This window comes from Micromonospora sp. IBSANI012, assembly GCF_052814045.1.
The window spans coordinates 4,430,457-4,451,796 of the sequence record NZ_CP199933.1 but is presented as its reverse complement, the minus strand read 5'-3'; the positions used below and the strand labels follow the sequence as shown (position 1 = coordinate 4,451,796).

15 protein-coding genes are annotated in these 21,340 nt (G+C 75.5%); 7 read left to right on the top strand and 8 right to left on the bottom strand.

Going from position 1 to position 21,340, the window contains the following annotated elements; translation table 11 throughout:
- Positions 1 to 62 precede the first annotated feature (62 nt).
- On the bottom strand, positions 63 to 1,793 hold the full coding sequence (locus ACTWM8_RS20490) for an ABC transporter ATP-binding protein (RefSeq protein WP_446210462.1): 1,731 nt from the start codon (positions 1,791 to 1,793) through the stop codon (positions 63 to 65).
- Positions 1,790 to 3,550, bottom strand: coding sequence for an ABC transporter ATP-binding protein (locus ACTWM8_RS20485; RefSeq protein WP_446214611.1), 1,761 nt, complete (start codon positions 3,548 to 3,550; stop codon positions 1,790 to 1,792). The genes ACTWM8_RS20490 and ACTWM8_RS20485 overlap by 4 nt, the downstream gene beginning before the upstream one ends.
- Positions 3,551 to 3,753: 203 nt before the next feature.
- Here ACTWM8_RS20485 and ACTWM8_RS20480 point away from each other — a divergent pair, with 203 nt between their 5' ends.
- The 3 genes from ACTWM8_RS20480 (at position 3,754) to ACTWM8_RS20470 (ending at position 6,786) form a co-directional block, all read left to right on the top strand.
- Positions 3,754 to 5,463, top strand: coding sequence for a bifunctional 3'-5' exonuclease/DNA polymerase (locus ACTWM8_RS20480; protein ID WP_446210461.1), 1,710 nt, complete (start codon positions 3,754 to 3,756; stop codon positions 5,461 to 5,463).
- Between the two features lie 133 nt (positions 5,464 to 5,596).
- Positions 5,597 to 6,190, top strand: a complete 594-nt coding sequence (locus ACTWM8_RS20475; protein WP_446210460.1) for a nucleotidyltransferase family protein — start codon at positions 5,597 to 5,599, stop codon at positions 6,188 to 6,190.
- A gap of 95 nt (positions 6,191 to 6,285) precedes the next feature.
- Positions 6,286 to 6,786 (top strand): hypothetical protein, encoded by a 501-nt coding sequence (locus tag ACTWM8_RS20470; protein WP_446210459.1) that lies wholly within the window; start codon positions 6,286 to 6,288, stop codon positions 6,784 to 6,786.
- 61 nt (positions 6,787 to 6,847) lie between these two features.
- Here the strand turns inward: ACTWM8_RS20470 and ACTWM8_RS20465 are convergent, their stop codons facing one another.
- The 6 genes from ACTWM8_RS20465 to ACTWM8_RS20440 all read right to left on the bottom strand — a co-directional run bounded on the left by ACTWM8_RS20465 (position 6,848) and on the right by ACTWM8_RS20440 (position 16,016).
- Positions 6,848 to 7,774: an amidohydrolase family protein gene (locus ACTWM8_RS20465; RefSeq protein WP_446210458.1), complete on the bottom strand. Its 927-nt coding sequence runs from the start codon at positions 7,772 to 7,774 to the stop codon at positions 6,848 to 6,850.
- The gene (locus tag ACTWM8_RS20460; protein ID WP_446210457.1) at positions 7,771 to 8,580 is read right to left on the bottom strand and encodes a metal-dependent hydrolase; all 810 of its coding nucleotides are present in this window, start codon (positions 8,578 to 8,580) and stop codon (positions 7,771 to 7,773) included. The genes ACTWM8_RS20465 and ACTWM8_RS20460 overlap by 4 nt, the downstream gene beginning before the upstream one ends.
- 101 nt (positions 8,581 to 8,681) lie before the next feature.
- Positions 8,682 to 10,454, bottom strand: coding sequence for a protein kinase domain-containing protein (locus tag ACTWM8_RS20455; RefSeq protein ID WP_446210456.1), 1,773 nt, complete (start codon positions 10,452 to 10,454; stop codon positions 8,682 to 8,684).
- 85 nt (positions 10,455 to 10,539) lie between these two features.
- Complete coding sequence (locus ACTWM8_RS20450; RefSeq protein WP_446210455.1) at positions 10,540 to 12,519, bottom strand: protein kinase domain-containing protein; 1,980 nt, start codon at positions 12,517 to 12,519, stop codon at positions 10,540 to 10,542.
- A 78-nt stretch (positions 12,520 to 12,597) separates the two neighbouring features.
- Entirely contained in the window at positions 12,598 to 13,929 is a 1,332-nt protein-coding gene (locus ACTWM8_RS20445; RefSeq protein WP_446210454.1) for a glycosyltransferase family 4 protein, read from the bottom strand.
- Between the two features lie 146 nt (positions 13,930 to 14,075).
- Complete coding sequence (locus tag ACTWM8_RS20440) at positions 14,076 to 16,016, bottom strand: amylo-alpha-1,6-glucosidase (RefSeq protein WP_446210453.1); 1,941 nt, start codon at positions 16,014 to 16,016, stop codon at positions 14,076 to 14,078.
- A gap of 45 nt (positions 16,017 to 16,061) precedes the next feature.
- Between ACTWM8_RS20440 and ACTWM8_RS20435 the strand changes: the two genes are divergently transcribed.
- From ACTWM8_RS20435 to ACTWM8_RS20420, 4 genes are all read left to right on the top strand, one after another.
- Positions 16,062 to 18,770, top strand: a complete 2,709-nt coding sequence (locus tag ACTWM8_RS20435; RefSeq protein ID WP_446210452.1) for an MGH1-like glycoside hydrolase domain-containing protein — start codon at positions 16,062 to 16,064, stop codon at positions 18,768 to 18,770.
- 46 nt (positions 18,771 to 18,816) lie between these two features.
- Positions 18,817 to 19,458, top strand: a complete 642-nt coding sequence (locus ACTWM8_RS20430; RefSeq protein ID WP_446210451.1) for a TetR/AcrR family transcriptional regulator — start codon at positions 18,817 to 18,819, stop codon at positions 19,456 to 19,458.
- 109 nt (positions 19,459 to 19,567) lie between these two features.
- Positions 19,568 to 20,266 carry an HAD family hydrolase gene (locus ACTWM8_RS20425; protein WP_446210450.1) on the top strand — a complete coding sequence of 233 codons (699 nt, stop codon included), beginning with the start codon at positions 19,568 to 19,570 and terminating at the stop codon, positions 20,264 to 20,266.
- A 27-nt stretch (positions 20,267 to 20,293) separates the two neighbouring features.
- The gene (locus tag ACTWM8_RS20420; RefSeq protein ID WP_446210449.1) at positions 20,294 to 21,085 is read left to right on the top strand and encodes a DUF4184 family protein; all 792 of its coding nucleotides are present in this window, start codon (positions 20,294 to 20,296) and stop codon (positions 21,083 to 21,085) included.
- Positions 21,086 to 21,340 lie beyond the last annotated feature (255 nt).

Sequence of the window (21,340 nt, the reverse complement as noted above, 5' to 3'; positions counted from 1 at the left end):
CTATCCCGCCGCGGATAGCCACTCTTTCCGTGAAAAAGGGGGCCTGGTGCCGGGGTGAGCGGTCAGGGGTGCCAGGAGCGCCAGAGCGCGGCGTAGGCGCCGTCGGCGCGGACCAGGTCGTGGTGGCTGCCGATCTCGGTGATCCGGCCGTCGGACAGCACGGCGACCCGGTCGGCGTCGTGCGCGGTGTTGAGCCGATGCGCGATCGCGATGACGGTGCGCCCGGTGAGCACGGCCGCGAGGGCCCGCTCGGTACGCCGGGCGGTGGTCGGATCGAGGGCGGCGGTCGCCTCGTCGAGGATCAGCGTGTGCGGGTCGGCGAGCACCAGCCGCGCGAGGGCGAGCTGCTGGGCCTCGGCCGCGCCGAGTTGCCGGGCCCCGTCGCCGAGCGCGGTGTCCAGGCCGTCGGGGAGCGCGGCGTACCAGTCGGCGCCGACGCTGCGCAGCGCGGAGCGCATCTGCTCGTCGGTGGCGTCCGGCGCGGCGAAGGCGAGGTTGTCGCGTACCGAGCCGATGAAGACGTGGTGTTCCTGGGTCACCAGGGCGATCCGGCGGCGGCGCTCGGCCGGGTCGAGGTCGGTGACCGGGCAGCCGCCGATGCTGACCACGCCCTGCCGGGGCGCGTCGATCCCGGCCAGCAGCCGGGCCAGGGTGGACTTCCCGGCCCCCGACGGGCCGACGACGGCCAGCCGCTCGCCGGGCCGGACCTCCAGGTCGATGCCGTGCAGCACGTCGTGGCCGGCGGCGTAGGAGAAGCGGGCCCCGCGGACGACGAGTCGCTCGTCGCGGGGGGTGCGCGCGCTGCCGGGCGCCTCCGGCGGCACCAGGCCGACACCGAGCACCCGGGCGAACGAGGCGAAGCCCCGCTGCGCCTGCTCCGTCCAGAGCAGGAGCCGGTCCAGCGGTTCGACGGCCTGTTGCAGGTAGAGCGCGGCGGCGATCACCGCACCCAGCGAGACGTCCCCCCGGGCGAGCAGGTACCCGCCGACGAGCAGCGCCGCGGCGACCGGCAGCGGATAGCTGGCCTCCACCACGCTGAAGAAGACCGTCCGCAGCCCGAGCGTCGCCCGCCGCGCGGCCCACAGTCGGGCGATCCGTGCGGTGCCGCGGCCGATCCGCTCGTCGGCGAGCCGGAACGCCTCGATGGTCCGGGCGCCCTCGGCGGTGCTGGTCAGCGTCTCGGTCAGCGCGGCGGCGGCCGCGCCCTCGGCCAGGTAGGCGGGGCTGGCCCGCCGCAGGTACCAGCGGAGCGCCGCGCCGATCGACGGCAGCCCGGCCAGCGCCGCCAGGCCGAGCAGCGGGTGCAGCAGGAAGACCGCCCCGAACAGCAGCGCCAGCTGCACCGAGGCGATCACCATGGTGGGCACCACGTCGCGGACGGTGGTGCCGACGGTGGACACGTCGACCGAGCTGCGGGTGGCCAGTTCCCCGGAGCCGGCCCGCTCGACGACGGAGACGGGCAGCTCGAGCGTGCGGTGGACGAAGTCCTCGCGCAGCTCCGCCACGGCCCGCTCCCCGAAGCGGTGGCCCGCGTACTGGGCGTACCGGGAGAGCACCGCCTGCACCAGGACCGCCCCGCCGATGGCCAGCGCCAGCCGGTCGACGGTGGCCACCCCGGCACCTCCGGTGACCCGGTCGACGATGCGGCCCAGCAGCCACGGCGGGGCGAGCCCGGCGACCGCGGCGGCGCTGTGCAGCGCCAGCACGCCCACGACGGCGCGCCGGTGCCGGCCGATCAGGTCGCGCAGCGCCCGGCGGACGGCGCCGCGGTCGGCCACCGGCAGTCGGCTCACCGGAGGGCTCCCTCGGCGTCGGTGGGCCGGTCGACGTCCGGGTCGGCGCTGTCCCGGGCCACCAGCCGCCGGTAGCCGGGATCCCGGTCGAGCAGGTCGGCGTGGCCGCCGGTGCCGACGATCCGGCCCCCCTGCAGGTGGGCGACCGTGTCGGCCCGGCCGAGCAGCAGCGGCGACGTGGCCAGCACGAGGGTGGTCCGCCCGGCCCGCGCGGCCCGCAGCCGCTCGGCGATCCGCGCCTCGGTGTGCGCGTCCACGGCGGACGTCGGGTCGACGAGGATGAGCACCTCCGGCTCGGCGAGCAGCGCCCGGGCCAGGCGCACCCGTTGGCGCTGGCCGCCGGAGAGCGTACGGGCCCGGGCGTCGAGCGGGGTGTCGAGCCCGTCCGGCAGCGCCTCGGCGACGTCCTCGGCGGACGCGACGCGCAGCGCCGCCACCACCCGCTCGTCGTCGGTCCCCGGCCCGCCCCGGTCGTCCTCGCCCGGTCGGGGGCGCAGGACGTCGCGCAGCGCCCCGGCGAACAGGTACGAGTCGTGGTCGGCGACCAGGATCCGGGCGCGGACCTCGTCCAGCCCGATCCCGGTCAGCGGCACGCCACCCCAGCTGACGTCGGAGGCGACGTACCGGCCGAGCCGGTCGGCGAGCGCCAGCGCCTCGGCCGGGTCGTCCGCGGCGACCCCGGTCAGCCGGCCGGCGCGCACGGTCAGCCCGGTCACCGGATCGTGCAGGTCGGCGGGACCACCGGGCGCGGGCACCGCCTCACGCCGGCGGGCCGCCGGCACCCGACCCCGCTCACCGGGCGGGGTCCGGGGACCGCCGACGTCGTCCGGGACCAGGTCGAGCAGGGCGACGATCCGGCGGGCGGCAACCCGGCCGCGGATGAGTTCGTGGCTGCCCTCCAGCAGGAACCAGACCGGTACGACGAGGGTCGCCACGTATCCGTAGACGGCGACCAGCTCGCCGATGCTGATCTCGCCGGTGACCACCATCCGGGCCGCCAGCCACACCACCGCGGTGAGGAACAGCCCGGGGATGGCGGCCGTGGCCGCGTCGATCCAGCTGCTGACGGCGCCGACCCGGTAGCCCTCGGCGAGCAGGTCCCGGGAGCGGGCGGCGTACCGGCGGGCGAACAGGTCCCGGCCGCCGACCCCGGCGAGGACGCGCAGCCCGGCGACGATGTCGCCGGAGCGGGCGGTGAGGGCGCCCTGCTGCTGCCGGTAGACCGACTCCGCGCGGTCGAGGCGGCGCAGCATGGGCCCGACCACCAGCCCGACCGCCGGCACGCCCACCAGCACGCAGAGGGCGAGGAAGGGGGAGATCGACCAGAGCACCACGGCGATGACCGCGTAGGCGACGACCGCGCCCACCCCCGGGCCGGTCAGCGTCAGCACCTGCGCCGTCCAGTCGATGTCGGAGCCGCCGACGGTGGCCACCTCGCCCGCGGCGACCCGGCGCGGCAGCACCGCGCCGATCCGGGACAGCTGTCGCAGCACGACGGCGGCCGAGCGGGCCTTGGCGTCCTCCCGGATGAAGGTCATCGTGCGGTGCCGCATGATGCCCAGGTAGGACAGGCCCACCCCCGCGACGACGATCGCCGCGACCCAGAGCCACAGGGCGCGGTTGTCGTGGGCGCGCAACCCGTCGTCGACCGCGCGGGCGACCAGCCAGGGCTGCACCGACAGCCCGATCATCCAGGCCGTGCCGAGCAGGCTGCCGCGCAGCACCCGCCAGGGCTGGCAGCGGACCAGCCACCACATGTAGCGCAACGGCCCCCTGGTGTCCGGAGTGCCAGGCTCGGAATGAGGAATCTGCGGGGGCACCCGCCCACGCTACCGACTGCGCCGATGATCCACTGACCCGTCCGTCGGCTTCCCGGCCAGCATCGCCGGCCCTCTCCGGCCGGCCGGGGGCGGGGCTCGCCGAGGGCCGGGGGCAGCGGTGCGGGCGTGCGGATCGGTCGGTGTCACACGGGCGAGGCAGAATCGCATCCGTGCTGGTGGCGGTGGTGGCGGACGAGCGGGGCGGGGGAGTCCTCCAGCCCCTCGACGCCCATGGGCGTCCCGCCGGCGCGGCCGGCGCCGTCGCCGACCTCGCCGCCGCGATCGCCGCCCGGGAGGCCGCCGAGCACCCGCGCTGGGTCTGGGCCTCGGGTGTCGCGCTCTATCCGGCGCTGCTGCGCGCCGGGGTGCGGGTGGAGCGCTGCCACGACGTCGAGCTGACCGAGGCCCTGCTGCTCGGCCACGCCGGCCGCTGGGGCGAGCCGCGCTCGCTCGCCGCCGCGCACGCCCGGCTCACCGGGGCCGCCGTGCCGCCCGACCCGCCGCCCCGGGCGCCCGCGCCGCCCGGGCACGGCCAGGGCGCACTCTTCGACGCCGTCCCCGGGCCGCCGGGCCCGGGCATCGACGCCCTGGTCGAGGTGTACGCCGACCAGCTCGCCCGGATCGCGGCCACGCAGCACCCGGGCCGGTTCCGGCTGCTGGTCGCCGCCGAGTCGGCCGGCGCGCTGATCGCGGTGGAGATGGGCGCCGCCGGCCTGCCCTGGCGCGTCGACGTGCACGACGCGATCCTCGACGAGCTGCTCGGCGAGGCGTCCCCGGTCGGCGGGCCGCCCCGCCGGCTCGCCGAGCTGGCCGCCCGGATCGCCGACGCCTTCGGCGTACGTCAGGTGCACGCGGACTCCCCGGCGGAGCTGCTGCGGGCCTTCGCCCGGGCCGGGGTGGAGCTGCCCAACACCCGGGCCTGGGTGCTGCGCGGCGTCGACCATCCGGCGGTGCCGCTGGTCCTGGAATACAAGGAGCTCTACCGGATCTGGACGGCGCACGGCCGGGCCTGGCGGGACGCCTGGGTCCGGGACGGCCGCTTCCAGCCGGAGTACGTCCCCGGCGGGGTGGTCTCCGGCCGGTGGGCCACCCGGGGTGGTGGCGCGTTGCAGATCCCCAAGGTGATCCGGCGGGCGGTGGTGGCCGATCCGGGCTGGCGGTTGGTGGTCGCCGACGCCGGCCAGCTGGAGCCCCGGGTGCTCGCGGCGGTCTCCGGCGACGCCCGGCTCGCCGCGGCCGGCGGGGCGGGCGACCTCTACGCGGCCCTGGCCCAGGACTCCTTCGCCGGTGACCGGGCCCGGGCCAAGGTGGCCCTGCTCGGCGCGATGTACGGCCAGACCGGCGGGTCGGCCGTGCCCGCGCTGGCGGTGCTCAAGCGCAGCTACCCGACCGCGTTCGGCTACGTGGAGGCGGCGGCCCGCACCGGCGAGGCGGGCGGCCTGGTCCGCTCCTGGCTCGGGCGCACCTGCCCGCCCGGCACGGCGGGGTTCGTCGACGGCGACGACGCGGCCGTCGACCCGGACGCCGGCGCCGACCCGCAGTCCCCGCGCGCCCGGGCGGCCCGGTCCCGGGGGCGGTTCACCCGCAACTTCGTCATCCAGGCCACCGCCGCCGAGTGGGCCTCGACGCTGCTCGCCACGCTCCGCGGCGAGCTGGCCGGCACCGCCGCCGAGCTGGTGTTCTTTCAGCACGACGAGGTGATGGTGCACTGCCCGGCCGAGCAGGCCGAGGCGGTCGCCGCGGCGGTCGGCCGGTCCGGCGAGCGGGCGTCGGCGCTGCTGTTCGGAGACACTCCGGTCCGGTTCCCGCTGGATCTGTCCATCGTCGACTGCTACGCCGACGCGGCATAGCGCACAATTTTCCCATTTGCCCCGCTACCCGGCGCCGGGGGCGCTCGTTGGGTCCGGTGTGCGCAACGGGCCGGGCAGCTCTGCTCGGTCCGTCTTCACGACGGAGGTGGCGCAGCTGAACCGGATCGCAGGGATGATCATCGCAGCGGGCGGGGGACGCCGGATCGGCGGACCCGAGGCGCTCCTGCACCAGGGTGGCACGCCCCTGGTGAACCAGATGATCGACACGATGACCGAGGCGGGCTGCGAGCAGATCGTGGTGGTCCTGGGCGCGGCCGCCGACCAGGTGCGGGAGACCGCCGACCTGAGCCGCGTCACGGTGGTGGTCAACCGTGCCTGGGGCACCGGGGTCGGCTCCTCGATCCGTGCCGGCCTGGCCGCGCTCACCGACGAGGAGGTCGAGGCGGTGGTGGTCGTCCCGGTGGACATGCCGGGCCTCACGCCCGCCGCGGTACGCCGGGTGGCCGCGCTGCCGTACCCGGACGTGCTGGTCTGCGCCACCTACGACGGGCTCCGCGGCTACCCGATGCTCTTCGGCCGCCGGCACTGGTCCGGCATCGCGACCCTGGCCAGCGCCGACGTCGGCGCCCGGCCGTACCTGCTGGCGCACAAGGACCAGATCGTCGACATCGCGTGCGACTCGGTGGCCGACGGCAGCCGGGTCGACACCCCGGAGCTGATGGCGCTCTACGGCCTGACCGTCCCGCCGCAGCGCGTCGGCGTCTGAGCCAGCCTCGGCAACCGGCACGCCACCCGCTGCGCTACGGTTCGCCGCACGAGACGCCCCTTCGGTGGGCGCGCGGCGCGGGGGAGGTGCGGTCGATGGTCGCTGCGGTGGGCCGGCACATCGCCGGGGCGGTGGTCGCCTGGGTCGTGTTCACCGTCGAAGGTCTGGCCTGCTACCTCCTGCTGCTCGGCTACGCCCTGGTGACCGACGCTGGCGCCGGTGGCCCGCTGGCCGGGCCGGTGATGGTGCTGGTGGCCGCGCTGGCCGGCCTGGTCGTGGTGCCGCTGGTCGTCGTGCCGGCCGGGGTGGTCGCCGAGCTGACCGGGCGCCGTCGCGGCGGCCTGGCCGGGACGCTGGCCGCCGCCGGCGTGGCCGGCGTACTCACCCTGCTCGCCGTCGTCGGTGTCGCACTCGTGGACCGCGGCTCACCGCTGGGCTTCGCGGTGGCCTGCGCCGTGGGGGTGCTGCTGGTGCTCCCGCCGACCCTGACGCACGTCGGCATCGTGCGGGGCGCCCGGGAGGTGCCCCGACTGCTGGCCCGGCTCCGCCGGACCGGGGCGGCCGGCACCGAGCCGCCGCCGGTCGCCACGCGCTGACGCCTCCGCGCCCCGCCGGTCCACTCGCCGGATAAGCGCCGCCTCAGCGATCCGGAGTGGATCACAAGACGGGTGGCACCATCGTTCGGTCCAGGTCGAACAGGGCGGCGGCGCCGTCCCAGCACACCGCGCGCAACCAGTCGTCGCCTAGGTCGAGCCGGGCCAGCCCGGCCAGTTGCTCGGCGTACGGGTAGGGGATGTTCGGGAAGTCGCTGCCCAGCAGCACCTTGCCGGCCAGCCCCAGCTCGCGCAGCCGGGGCAGCTCACCGGCGGGGAAGGGCACGAACCGGTCGAAGAACGGGGTGAACGCCATGGTGGTGTCGAGCCGCACCCGCTCGTACCGCTCGGCGAGGTCGAGGAACGCGGCGTAGTCGGGCGCGCCCAGGTGGGCCACGATCGCGCTCAGCCGCGGATGCCGGGCCAGCAGGGCCGCGAAGCCCGCCGGCCCGGTGTGCGTGGTGCCGACCGGGGCGTGCCCGGCGTGCACCACCACCGGCACGGCCGCGTCGGCGAGCAGCCCCCACACCTTGTCCAGCGCCGGGTCGGTCGGTGCGAACCCGCCGACCTGGACGTGCACCTTGAACACCCGGGCGCCGCCGTCCAGCGCCTCGGCGACGTACCGGGGCGCGTCCGGCTCGGGGAAGAAGGTCGCCGAGGGCAGGCACTCCGGCGTGGCCCGGGCGAAGTCCAGCGTCCACCGGTTCAGCTCCGTCGCCATGCCGGGCCGGTGCGGGTACGCCAGCGCGCTGAACGCCCGTACGCCCATCCGCCGCAGGTGCGCCACCCGGTCGTCGTCGCTCCACCGGTACCGGATCGGCCACTCGGTGCCCACCAGCGGCCCGGCCGCGTCGAAGTACGCCCACACCCGGCGCAGCAGCCGGGGCGGCAGGAAGTGCACGTGCACGTCGGCCAACCCGGGAATGCCCAGGTGCCGGCAGAACGCCGGGACATCGTCGTCGTCGGCCGGCACCGGCCCGCTGGTGGTCACACCTCGATATTGAACCGGTGCAGCACCGACGGCGCCACCAGCCCGACCGCGGCGAGCACGGAGAGCACGGTCAGCGCGGCGCGCAGCACGATCACCTCGGCCTTGCTGCCGGTCCGCAGCGCGATGCCGTTCGGCAGGCCGACCATCAGCCACATCCGCCGTTTGATCGGGATGGGCCAGAGGATCGGCACCCCGGCCTTGGTGATCATGTCGCCGAGGATGTGCACGAAACAGCCCACCCCGACGGCCAGGCCGATCATCGGATAGCCCCGGTCGCCGGGCAGGTTGGCGAAGGTGAACCAGGCGGCGGCGGCCGAGGCCAGCGTGACGATGACCCAGCCGGCGCGCTCGGCCCACTCGTCGAAGAGCCCGCGCAGGGCCAGACCGATCATGAAGAACAGGATGCTCACCACGGCCCACTTGCCGTACGCCGCGCAGAGCGCGGTGGTGCCCCAGCCGACGAGGGCGGTGAACGGCAGGGTGTGGGTCAGCGTCCGGTGGCCGTTGTTGCGGCGTGGGTCCCGGCTCAGCTTGGTGGCGTAGTAGACGCCGAGCGAGATCTTCTCCATCACCTCGGCGATGAAGAGCGAGAAGACCCCGAAGGTGCGGGCCACCGTCGCGCCACCCTGGTTGCGGGTGACCTTGCCGGAGAGGTCGAGGTCGGGGAAGAGCGCCCCGCCGGCGCAGACCGCGGTGCCGACGGCCAGCGCCAGCGGCGACTGGTGGTAGTCGGCGAACTGGTCCAGCGCCCACGAGCCGGTCAGCCACACCGCCGCGCCGGACAGCGCGTGGGACGGTCCCATCATGTCGCGTCGCCCTCCCCAGGTTCTTGATCGACAAAGCTACGCCACTGTGTCAGAGCCCCCGCCGACGGGGCAATCACCCGGACGGTCCACAGGGGAGGGCGTCAGGCGGCGGGCCGGAAGCTCTGCCGGATCATCAGGAAGTATGTCGCGTTGACCTGCCAGTCGAACTCTTCTGTCAACCATGAGACGGTGTAGGCCCGGCCCGCCGCGACCGCCACGATCAACCGGGCGGTGTGCACCTGCACGCCCGCGGCGTTGAGCCAGGAGCACTCCCACAGCGCCCCGCCCCGGAACATGTCCAGCCGGGAGATGTCGACCCGGCGGTAGCCGGGCAGCGCCCCGTCGCCGGTCAACCGTCGCTCCTCGGCCCGCCAGTGGGCGACCGGGTCCGCCGGCGCGACGCCGGGGGCCACGCTGAGCACCCGTCCGCCGCCCGGCTCCCGGAAGCAGGTCACCGGGCCGTCGGTGAAGCGCAGCCAGCGGGCCGGGGCGGCGATCCGGAAGCCGGTCGCGTCCTCGTACCAGGTCCACCCCGCAACCAGCGCGGGCTCGCCGGTCGGCGGTGGCACGGAGGGGACCGGGGTGGCGTCCGCCGGGGCGGGCGTGCCGCAGGGAAAGGCGACGGGCCGGACGGCGGTCGCGCCCCCGCCGCCGCCGGGGGAGGGCGACGCCCGGTCGCCGCCGCCGCGCAGCGCCGCCGCGACCCCGGCGGCGACCAGCAGCGTGCTCGCCACGGCCACCGCGACCAGCCCCTGCCGCCGACGGCGCGCGCCGCCCCGGCGCGGCGGGACGACCGGGGCCGGTACGGCGGCGGCCCACGGCACGACGGCGTCCCCCGGTGCCGGGCCCGCCGCCCGCTCGCCGTCCCCGACCGGCGTGTCCGTCGGCGTCGGTGCGTCGCCCGCCGCCGGCCGGCCGGCGGCCCACGACCCGGGCAGCGCGGCGGCCGGGACGCCCCCCGGCCGCGTCCGGGCGTCCGGAGCGGCGGGGCGGGTGTCGTGGGACGCCGGCCGGTCGATCGCCTCGGGGCGCCGGCCCGCCGGCGGCGACCCGGCGTCGGCGGCGGCGAGCGCCGCCCGCAGCAGCCGTTCGGCCTCGACCGCGGTTAGCCGCCGCCACGGGTCGCGCTGCAACAGCCCCTCCAGCGCCGGCCGGAGCGGCCCGGCCCGGCGGACCGGGTCGGGCGGCTCGGTGGCCAGCGCGCTCAGCGTCGCCATCGCGGTGGGCCGGGCGTACGGGGACTGGCCCTCCACGGCCGCGTACAACGTCGCGCCCAGCGACCACAGGTCGGTGCGCGAGTCGGAGACGCCCTCCCGGGCCCGTTCCGGGGCGACGAACTGCGGTGAGCCGAGCACCAGGCCCGGGCCGGTCATCAGGCCGTCGCCACCGTCGAAGGTGGCCAGCCCGAAGTCGGTGAGCATCACCCGCCCGTCGTCGGCGACCAGCACGTTGTGCGGCTTGACGTCGCGGTGCAGCACCCCGGCGGTGTGCGCGGCGCGCAGCGCGGCCAGCACCGCCAGCCCGATCCCCGCGACCCGCCGCGGCTCCAGCGGTCCATCGGTGGTGAGGATCTGCTGGACCGAGCGGGACGGCACGTACTCCATCACGATCCACGGGCTGTCCCGGTCGTGCACCACGTCGTAGAGCCGGACCACGTTGGGGTGGTTCAGTCGGGCCGCGGTGCGCGCCTCGCGCAGCGTCCGCAGTCGCAGCTCGTCCCGTTCGGCCTCGTCGAGCCAGTTGGGCGGGACGACCTCCTTGACCGCGACGTCCCGGTGCAGCATCTCGTCGCGGGCCAGCCAGACCCGGCCCATCCCGCCGCTGCCGACCAGGTCGAGCAGCCGGTACCGCCCGGCGACCAGCAGTTGCTGCACGACGTTCCCCCTCGGCTACCCCGATACACGATATCCAGCGGCCTGCGGTTTCTCATCCACAGCGCGGTCCGGTCCGGGGGTGCCGTCAGGTCGGCGAGACCACCTCGGTGACCCGGCCGTTGAAGCTCTGGCGCACCACGGTTAACTGCCCGGTCGCCGCGGCCCAGTCGTCGTCCGCCGTGCTCCAGCCGAGCAGCCACCCGCCGGTGTCGTCGCCGGGCAGCAGCCGCAGCGCGTGCTGCCGCTCGCCGAACGGGGCCGTCCAGCGGCACTCCCACTGCGCGCCCCGGCCGCCGGCCGTGCCGATCCGCACCTTGGCGTAGTTCGGCAGCGTGCCGGCGTCGACCAGCCGGCGCTCCTCGGACCGCAGCCAGGCGACCGGGTCGGGGTGCTCGGCGGTGACCGGCTCCACGCTGAGCGTGCGTCGACTGGACGGGTCCCGGAAGCAGGCGACCCCGTTGTGGGTGAACCGGAGCCAGCCGACGGGCACCGTGACCCGCCAGCCCTCCTGCACGTACCAGGTCCAGCCGGCCGGCGGGCGGAAGCCGCCGTCGGCGGTGCCGGGCCGGGCGACGATCGGCTCGCCGACCGGGTGGGGCCGCAGGCAGGGGAAGGGCGGGGGGTTCGGCGGAGGGCCGCCGTCCGGGGGCGGCGGTCGGTCCGGTTCCCGGCCGTACGGTCGGTCCGGCCCGCCGTCCGCAGTGGAGGTGGATCCGCTGGGCGGCGTCGCGGTCGGCGAGCCGCCCGGCTGGTCGTCGACGATCGCGAAGGCGGTGCCGATCCCGGTGGCCGCCGCCACGCCCAGTGCCGTCACCACCAGCGCCACCCGGCGCGGGGTGAGCCGCAGCCAGCCCAGGACGCGCGCGAGCACGGCGCCGAGGTCGGCCCGCGCTGCCGGACGGTCGCCGGCCGTGGCGGCGGCCTGGCCGGTGCGGGCGGCGTGGGTGGCTGGGCGCTCCGCCTCCCCGGAGCCGGTCGCCCAGGGCGCAGGGTCGGCGGCCGCCGCCTCCCGGGCGGCGCGGGTGGCCCCGCGCTCCGCTTCGTCGGACCCGGCCGGACTCTCATCGGCGGTGGGCAGCGCGGCGCGGGAGCGGCCCGGCGTGGCGTACGGCGACGACAGTCCGCCGGACGGTCCCGTGCCGCCGCTGCCGGCTCCGGACCGGTCCGGCACGCCGGGCCAGGGCGGCGGTGGGGTGACGATGGCCGCCGAGCGGGCGCCGGGGCGCACCACGGCGGGCGGCTCGGTGGCCGGCGGGTGCGCGGCGGCCGCGATCAGCCGGTCGGCCTCGTCGTGGCGGATCCGCCGGCGTGGGTCCCGGCGCAGCAGCCCCTCCAGCGCCGGCCCGAGCGGGCCGGCGTGCGGCGCCGGGTCGGGCGGCTCGGTGGCCAGCGCCGCCAGGGTCGCCATCGCGGTGCTGCGGGCGTACGGCGAGCGCCCCTCGACGGCGGCGTGCAGGGTGGCGCCGAGCGACCACAGGTCGGCCTCCACGCTGGACACGCCCTCGGCGGCGCGTTCCGGGGCGACGAACTGCGGCGAGCCGAGGACCATCCCGGGCCGGGTCGTCAACCCGTCGCCACCGTCGAAGGTGGCCAGCCCGAAGTCGGTGAGCATCACCCGCCCGTCGTCGGCCATCAGCACGTTCTGCGGCTTGACGTCGCGGTGCAGCACCCCGGCGGTGTGCGCGGCGCGCAGCGCGGCCAGCAGCGCCCGCCCGATGCCGGCCGCGCGCACCGGATCGACCGGGCCGGTGTCCTCCAGGACGGCCTGCAACGTCCGGGAGGGGACGTACTCCATCACGATCCAGGGGCGGTCGTCGACCTGGACCACGTCGTAGACGCGGACCACGTTGGGGTGGTTGAGCCGGGCCGCGGTGCGCGCCTCGCGCAGCGTCCGCAGCCGCAGCTCGTCGCGCTCCGCCTCGGCCAGCCAGTGCGGCGGGACGACCTCCTTGACCGCCACCTCGCGGTGCAGGATCTCGTCCCGGGACCGCCAGACGCGGCCCATCCCGCCCCGGCCCACCAGTTCCACCAAGCGGTACCGGCCGGCGATCACTTCCTGCTGCACCGTTCTCCTCACCGTTGGCCGACGTACACCGTAGCCAATGGATCGGGGGAGACCTATCCGTCGTCGGGATCCGGTGGTTCAGCAGGCCGCCCCGTCCATCGCCAGCAGGTTGCCCTCCGGGATGGCGATCCGTGCTCGCCCGCCGGCCAGCAGCGCGGCGGCCCGCCGCGCCTGGAAGGTGCCGTGCTCGCGCTGGGCGGCGGCGTAGCTGCCCGCGGTGCGGGCCGCGATGGTCGCCCAGCCGTACCGCCGGCTGACCATGGTGCGGGCGCGGCGGGCCACCCGGCGGGCGAAGACCTCGTCCCGCAGGAGCTGGTCCACCGCGCCGGCGAGGGCGTCCGGGTCGCTGTGCGGGAAGGTCACCCCGGTGACACCGGGCTCGACGATCTCGGCCAGCCCGCCGGTGCTGGCGACCGCCAGCGGCGCGCCGGCCGCCGCGGCTTCGAGGGCCACCATGCCGAACGGCTCGTAGAGGCTCGGCACCACGGTCGCGTCGGTGGCGGCCAGCACCGCCGGGAGCTGGGTGGCGTCCATGAAGCCGGCGAAGCGGACGGTGTCGCCCAGGTCGAGCCGCCGCGTCTGGTCCACCAGTTCCTCCCGGTACGGCCCGTCGCCGGCGATCACCACCCGCAGCCCGGGGTGTCGCCGGCGCAGGTGCGGCACCGCGTGCACCAGGTGCTGGACGCCCTTCTCGTAGACCAGCCGGCCGGCGTAGCCGACCAGGGGGCCGTCCCCGGCGAACCGGGCGCGGGCCGAGGCGACCGCCCGGGGGCGGGCGTGCCAGGCCCGGTCGTCGACGCCGTTGGGCACCACGTCGACCCGCCCGGCCGGCACCTCGAAGAGCCGGGTGACCTGGTCGCGCATGTAACCCGAGCAGGCGATCACCCGGGCGGAGGCGTTGCTGAGCCAGTGCTCGACGCCGTGGATGGTGCGGTTCATCTCCGCCGGCAGCCAGCCCTGGTGCCGGCCGGCCTCGGTGGCGTGGATGGTGGTGACCAGGGGCAGGTCGAGGTGCTCGGCGAGGGTGATCGCGGTGTGCGCGACGAGCCAGTCGTGGGCGTGGACCACGTCGTACGAGCCGGACTCGGCGGCGCGCAGGGCGGCGCGGGTCAGGGTGTGGTTGAAGGCCATCGTCCAGGCCAGTAGGGAGCCGGTGGCCAGCGGGAAGGTCACCGGGTCCTCGGCGGCGCGCAGCACGCGCACGCCGTCGGCGTACTCCTCCAGGGGTGCGCCCTCGGCGTGCCGGGTGACGACGGTGACCTCGTGCCCGGCGGCGGCCAGGGCCACCGACAGTGCGTGCACGTGCCGGCCGAGTCCACCGACGAGCACGGGCGGGTATTCCCAGGAGAGGATCAGCACCCGTTGGTGCCGGGCGGGGTGGATGTCGATCACGTCGGCGTCAGGTGACATGAAGGCCCCCTTGGAGTTGTCGCCCGTACGTGCGGCGGAAGGCACCCCCCACCGGGGTGCCCGCCGTCTCGCCTGGGTTGGGGCCCATCCTGCCGCCCGCTGGATAACCAGCGGAGACGCCGTCGTTGCCGGTGTGTAACGCGTGCCTATCGTCGCCGGCGGACCCGCAGCAGTTCGGCCACCGACCACGCCTGGAACGGGCAGCCGGTGGCGGCGTGCGGCGGGGTGCCGTCGGCCGTCTCACTGACCGATCCCAGGCCATAATCGCCCAAATGGCCCTCAAGTCCGACTAAAAGGTCATCGGTGGGTAGACCGGCCTTGCGGTACGCGTCGACGAACGGTCCGATCAGCCACGGCCAGACGGTCCCCTGGTGGTAGGCGGTGTCCCGCTCGGCCGGCCCGCCCCGGTGCCGGGCGGCGAAGTCGGGGGAGTCGGGGGAGAGGCTGCGCGGGCCGAGCGGGGTGAACAGCCCGGCCGCCACCCGGTGCAGCACCGCCGGGTCCGGCTCCAGCGGGGCGTACGGCAGGGACCAGGCCAGTAGCTGGTTGGGGCGCAGCAGGTCGTCGTCGTGGTACGCCGCCCCGCCCAGCGGATAGGCCGGCGCCGGCGCGTCCACCACGTCGTGCAGCCAGCCGGCCGGCGACGGGAACCGCTTGCCGAACGCCTCCCGGGCCCGGGCGTGCAGCCGCCACAGCTCGGCCGCGTCCCGGCCGGCCAGCTCGGTCAGCTCGGCCAGGCCGGCCAGGCCGTTGACCCAGAGCGCGTTGACCTCGACCGGCTTGCCGGTGCGCGGCGTCACCGGCACTCCGTAGACCCGCGCGTCCATCCAGGTCAGCGCGGTGCCCGGGGTGCCGCCCTGGGTGAGCAGGCCGTCGGCCGGGTCGACCGCGATGCCGTACCGGGTGCCGGCCAGGTGCGCCTCGACCACCGCGTGCAGCGCCGGCAGCAGCTCGTCGCCCAGGTCGGTGTCGCCGGTGACCGTGACGTGCCGGCTCACCGCGTGCAGGAACCACAGCGTCGCGTCGACGGTGTTGTACTCCACCCGGCCGGTGTCGGCGGTGTTCGCCAGCATCCCCTCCGACAGCGTGGCCGCGTACGACCGCAGCAGCGCCCGCCCCTCGTCGGCCCGCCCGGTGCACAGGAACAGCCCCTCGTACGAGGTCATCGTGTCCCGCGACCAGGCCCCGAACCAGGGGTAGCCGGCCACCACGTCGGGCCCGGCGCCGGTGCGCACCACGAACGCGTCCGCGGCCAGGGTGAGGGTGGCCTCGACCGGGTCGGCCGGCTTCGCCGCCGCCACCACCGCCCGGTGCCGCCGCCGGGCCGCCGCGATCACCTCGGTCGCCGGGGGCGGCTGGTCGGCGAGGTCGCCGGCCCAGGCCAGCACCGACACCGTCTCGCCGGGGCGGTCCAGCGCGCCGGCGAAGCGGCCCGCGTACCAGAGGTCCTCCTCCGGGTGCAGCCCGCGCGCGGCCTCCTCGCGGTGGTGCACGCCGAGCCACCACTGCCCCGCGGGCGTCCAGTCCGGCCCGGCCAGCCGGAACGAGCCCTCCACCACCGCGCCGCCGTCGACCGGCTCCATCCGGGGCGCCGGGCCGTCCGCGCGGCGCTCGCCGTGCGCGTCCCGCCAGGTGCAGGCCGCCGCGAGCTCCAGCCGGACCGGGCCGCCGGCGATCAGCCGGTGCACCACCGCCACGCCGGAGCGGCCGTGGGTCATCGCCAGCTCCCGCTCGATCACCACGTCGCCGATCCGCCAGCGCCAGCGCGGCAGCCCGTCGACCAGCTCGAAGCGCTCCAGCAGCTCAAAGCCGCGCGGGTCGACCACGCCCGAGGACCACTCGTGCGCCCCGAGCCGTACCCGCGCCCCGGAGGGCAGGGTCACCGCCGGGTCGAGGCTCACCAGCCCCACCCGGCGGGATGCCGGCGTCTCGCCGGCCACCACCAGAAGGCCGTGGTAGCGCCGGGTGCGCAACCCGCTCGCCGTGCCCATCGCGTACCCGCCCAGGCCGTCGGTGACCAGCCACTCCCGGGTTGCCCCGCCGGCCAGTTCGCCGCAGACCTGCGGACCGAAACCGATCTCGATCAACTACTTTCCTCCTGCGGCCGCGAGGTGTGACGCGCCACGACGACAATGGCCCTTGTGGTGAAGTACCCCGGCGGCGTCGAAGATGTGCACGTGTTCACCGACAGGTCGCCCTCCGACGCACCGTCCCCCGACCCTGAGCGGCTCCGGCTGGCCCAGGCCGACGCCGGGGAGCAGGACTGGCGCGCATGGGGTCCCTATCTGTCCGAGCGGGCGTGGGGGACGGTACGGGAGGACTACAGCGAGCACGGTACGGCGTGGGACTACTTTCCCCACGACCACGCGCGGTCCAGAGCCTACCGGTGGAACGAGGACGGCATGGCGGGCGTCTGCGACGACCGGCAGACCTTCTGCTTCTCCCTCGCGCTCTGGAACGGCGTCGACCCGATCCTCAAGGAGCGGATGTTCGGCCTCGGCGGCGACGGCGGCAACCACGGCGAGGACGTCAAGGAGTACTGGTGGTACGAGGACTCCACGCCCACCCACTCCTGGATGCGCTGGCGCTACCACTACCCGCAGGCCGCCTTCCCGTACGACGAGCTGGTCGCGGTCAACGCGCTGCGCGCGCGGGACGAGACCGAGTACGAGCTGGTCGACACCGGAATCTTCGACGACGACCGGTACTGGGCGGTGACCGTCGACTACGCCAAGGCGTCCCCGACCGACATGTGCATCCTCGTCACGGTCGCCAACCGGGGTGACGAGGCGGCCACCCTGCACGTGCTGCCGCACCTGTTCTTCCGCAACACCTGGGCCTGGGGGCTGCCCGGCGCCGACCGGGTGCCCCGGCTGGCCGGTGAGGGCTCCCGGCTGGTCGGTGAGCACTGGGTGCTGGGCCAGGTCCTGCTGGAGGGCGACGGCGCGCCGACCCCGCTGCTCTGCGACAACGACACCAACGCCGAGCGGCTCTGGGGGCTGCCGGGGCGGTCGCCGTACCCGAAGGACGGCATCAACGACCACGTCGTGACCGGCGCCGCCACGGTCAACCCGGCGCGCGAGGGGACGAAGGGGGCGCTGCACTACGTCCTCGACGTGCCCGCCGGCGGCCAGCGGCAGATCCGGCTGCGGCTGACCCGCACCGCCCCGCCGCCCGGCACCGCCCCGCCGCCCCCGGCGGACCTGCGCGACGGCTTCGACGCGGTGCTCTGGGCCCGCCGGGCCGAGGCCAACCGGTTCTTCGCCGGGGTCATCCCGGCGGCGGCCAGTGCCGACGAGGCCCTGATCGCCCGGCAGGCCATCGCCGGGCTGATGTGGGGCAAGCAGTTCTACCACTTCGACGTCAAGCGGTGGCTGGAGGGCGATCCCGGCTCCGCGCCGCCGCCGGCCGGTCGCCGGCACGGGCGCAACAGCGCCTGGTGGCACATGAACAGCTTCGACGTGATCTCGATGCCCGACCCCTGGGAGTACCCCTGGTACGCCGCCTGGGACCTGGCCTTCCACTGCGTCAGCATCGCCCGGGTCGACCCGGGTTTCGCCAAGGACCAGCTGCTGCTCCTGCTCCGCGAGTGGTACCTGCACCCCAACGGGCAGATCCCGGCGTACGAGTGGGCGTTCGGCGACGTCAACCCGCCGGTGCACGCCTGGGCGGCGTTGAAGGTGTTCGAGATCGACGGCGGGCGCGACCACGAGTTCCTGGCCCGGGTGATGCACAAGCTGCTGCTCAACTTCACCTGGTGGGTCAACCGCAAGGACACCGGCGGCAACAACGTCTTCGAGGGCGGCTTCCTCGGGCTGGACAACGTCGGCCCGTTCGACCGGTCCGCCGCGCTGCCGGTGGCCGGGGTGCTGGAGCAGTCCGACGGCACCGGCTGGATGGCGATGTACGCGCTCAACCTGCTGGACATGGCCATCGTGCTGGCCGAGCACGACCACGCCTACGTCGACACCGCCACCAAGTTCTTCGAGCACTTCGCGTACATCGCGGCGGCCGCGTACTCGCAGGGGCTCTGGGACGACGAGGACGCCTTCTTCTACGACGTGCTCCGGCTGGCCGACGGCAGCCAGGTGCCGCTGCGGGTGCGTTCGGTGGTCGGCCTGCTGCCGCTGGCCGCCACCACCCGGCTCACCGCGCGCACCCTGCAACGCCTGCCCGAGCTGGGCGCCCGGCTGCGCTGGTTCCTCACCCACCGCCCCGAGTACGCCGACGTGATCGGCGCCCGCCGGCTCGGCCCGGACGGCCGCCAGCAGCGGCTGCTCTCCATGGTCGGCCCGGACCAGGTGGTCCGGCTGCTCGCCCGGATGCTGGACCCCGACGAGTTCCTCTCCGACTACGGCCTGCGCACGCTGAGCCGCGCCCATCTGGACAAGCCCTTCTCGGTGACCCTGGGCGGGCAGGAGTTCGCCGTCGGGTACGAGCCGGCCGAGTCGACCAGCGGCCTGTTCGGCGGCAACTCCAACTGGCGGGGCCCGATCTGGATGCCGACCAACTTCCTGCTGATCAGCGCGCTGCGCGACTACGCGGCGTTCTTCGGCGACGACCTCCAGGTGGAGTACCCGACCCGCTCCGGGCGCAAGTGCACCCTCGACGAGATCGCCGACGACCTGTCGGCCCGGCTGATCTCGCTGTTCACCCGGGACGACTGGGGGCGACGGCCGATCTACGGCGCCGCCCAGCTCTTCCAGACCCACCCCGACTGGCGGGACCTGATCTCCTTCCCCGAGTACTTCCACGGCGACAACGGCGCCGGCCTGGGGGCCTGGCACCAGACCGGGTGGACCGCGCTGGTCGCGGACCTCATCCTCACCCTGCGACGCTGATCGGCCGGGGGAGAGTCGCCAATCCGTCACCGGACGGTGACCAGAGGTGACCATCGCTAGCATCGACCGGGTGTCGCCCACCGACGGCCCGCACGCCGAGCCGGCCGAGTCGAACGAGCCGACAGAGCCGGCTGGTCCGAACGAGCCGGCCGAGCCGGCCCGGGTCGTGGCGGCCGCCCGGCAGCTGGCCGAGGCCGAGGGGTGGGCGGGGGTGACCCGCCGCCGGCTGGCCGAGCGGACCGGGATCGACATCGAGACCCTGTACCGCCGCTTCCCCGATCCGGCCGCGCTGGTGGCCGCCGTGGCCCTGCGCGGCTTCGCCGACCTGGCCGCCGCCCTCGCCGCCGCCCGGGGAGCGGCCGGCGACGACGGCGCCTGGCCGGCGGTGGTGACGACGTACCTGGACTTCGCGTACGCCAACCCAGAGGTGTACGACGCCATGCTCGCCCACACCCCGGACCTCACCCTCGGCCGCGACCCGGCGCCCGGCGCGCCCCGCGCCGCCTTCGCCGAACTGCGCGCCGCGCTGGCGCCGCTGGCCGCCGGCCGCGACCCCGACACGCTCGCCGAGATCGGCTGGGCCCTCCTGCACGGCACGGTCATGCTGACCCGGGGCGGCCGGCTGCGACCGGAGACCCAGGAGCAGCGGGAGGAGCTGATCGCGGCCGGGCTGTTCGCCGCGCCTTGACCGGGCGGGCTCGACCTCGTGTCGGGCGCCACGCGGCGGCGTAACCCGGATGACCTTCGCCGGCGGTGCGCAGTAGCGTGTCCCGGACGCCAGACCGGGAGGGGAACCGATGGAACAGCGCCGGGACGCGGCGGTGCTCGTCTTCGACGCCGACGACACGCTCTGGGAGAACAATGTCGTCTTCGAGCGGGTGATCGACGACTTCCTGGACTGGCTGGAGCACCCGACGCTGGACCGGGCGCAGATCCGGGCGGTGCTGGACGACATCGAACGCGCTAACGCAGTGGCCCACGGGTACGGCAGCAAGGTCTTCCTGCGCAGCCTCGGCGAGTGCCTGGAGCGGCTGCGCGAGCGGCCCGCCACCGAGCGGGAGCGCCGGGAGATCGACGAGCTGGCCGCCGCGCTCGTCGCCCACCAGGTGGAGCTGATGCCCGGCGTCGCCGACACCCTGGACGCCCTCGCCGGCCGGTACGACCTGCTGCTGCTGACCAAGGGCGACCGGGAGGAGCAGCAGCGCAAACTCGACGCCTGCGGGCTGCTGCACCACTTCGACGCCGCGCACATCGTGATGGAGAAGGACGTCGACACCTACCGCTGGCTGGCCCGCGAGCACGGCTTCGACCCGGCCCGCGCCTGGATGATCGGCAACTCCCCGAAGTCCGACATCCTGCCGGCCCGGGCCGCGGGCATGAACGCGGTGTTCATCCCGAACGACAACACCTGGGTGCTGGAGCACGATGAACTCGACCCGGCCGACGAGGGCGTGCTACGCCTGACGGAGTTCACCGACCTGCTTCGGCACTTCTGAGCGCGCGCGGCCGGTAACGTCCGGTAGGTGCCCCTGACGTTCCCGTCGCACCTGGCGCCGGTGCTGCCGCTCAAGCTGTGGCGACCGCGCTGGTTCGACGGGGTCGCGCTGGCCACCGGCGCGGTGTCGCCGGACGTCGCCTACCTGTTCACCGGCACCGGGATCGAGCTGGGCGTGCACACCCACACCGCGGGCGGGGTGCTCTGGTGGGGCCTGCCCGTCGCGCTGGCCTACGCCTGGATCGTCCGCCGCACGGTGGCCGGGATCGCGGTGCACCTGCCCGGCGACCGGCTCTTCGCCTGGCGGGATCACGCCGCCCTCGGCGCGGTCCGGCACCCCTGGCAGGTCACGGTCTGCTCGGCGCTGATCGGCGCGGCCAGTCACGTGCTCTGGGACCGGGCCACGCACACCGAGCGCTGGCTGCGCCTGGTCGGGATCGAGGACTTCCACGCGCACACCGGCATGTACTGGTGGTTCTTCTCGGACCTGGTCAGCACCGCCGTCGGCGGCGTCGTGGTGGTCGCCCTGGCGCTGCGGGCGGCCCGCCGGGGTGAGATCTTCCAAGGGGTACGACCGCCTCCGCCGCCGGCGCGGCCCGCCGTCTTCTGGGCAGTGGCCCTGCCGGTCACCGCCGCCGGGGCGACGGTGCTGCCGCTGCTGCCGGCCGCCACCGTGCCCGCTCCCGCCGGGGTCCGACTGCTGCACCTGGCGGCCCTCGCGCTCGTCGCCGGCGCGGGCGCGGCGGGAGCGCTCTCGGTCGGCCGGACGTCCCCTGGCCGGACGGGTCGCTTCGAGGAAAAACAGCGTCAACCCGGGTAGCCGCGTTACGCGGACATGCCGCATTTCAGGATTGGTATCAATCACATTCGGCGGAGCCCCGGAATGCTTGTCCGAGCGGCGGCCGGATGCCTAACCTGGGCCCGCGTTCACGGCTCTTCGGGGTGAGTCGGGAACGCACCGAAGTCCGGTAGTTGGGCACCGTGGAGCTGAGTGCAGGCGGGCCGGCTCGCCGTGCTGAGCCCGGCGTGGGCGGCGTGCCACGCCCGCCGTGCTCGCATCGGCGATTCCGCTACC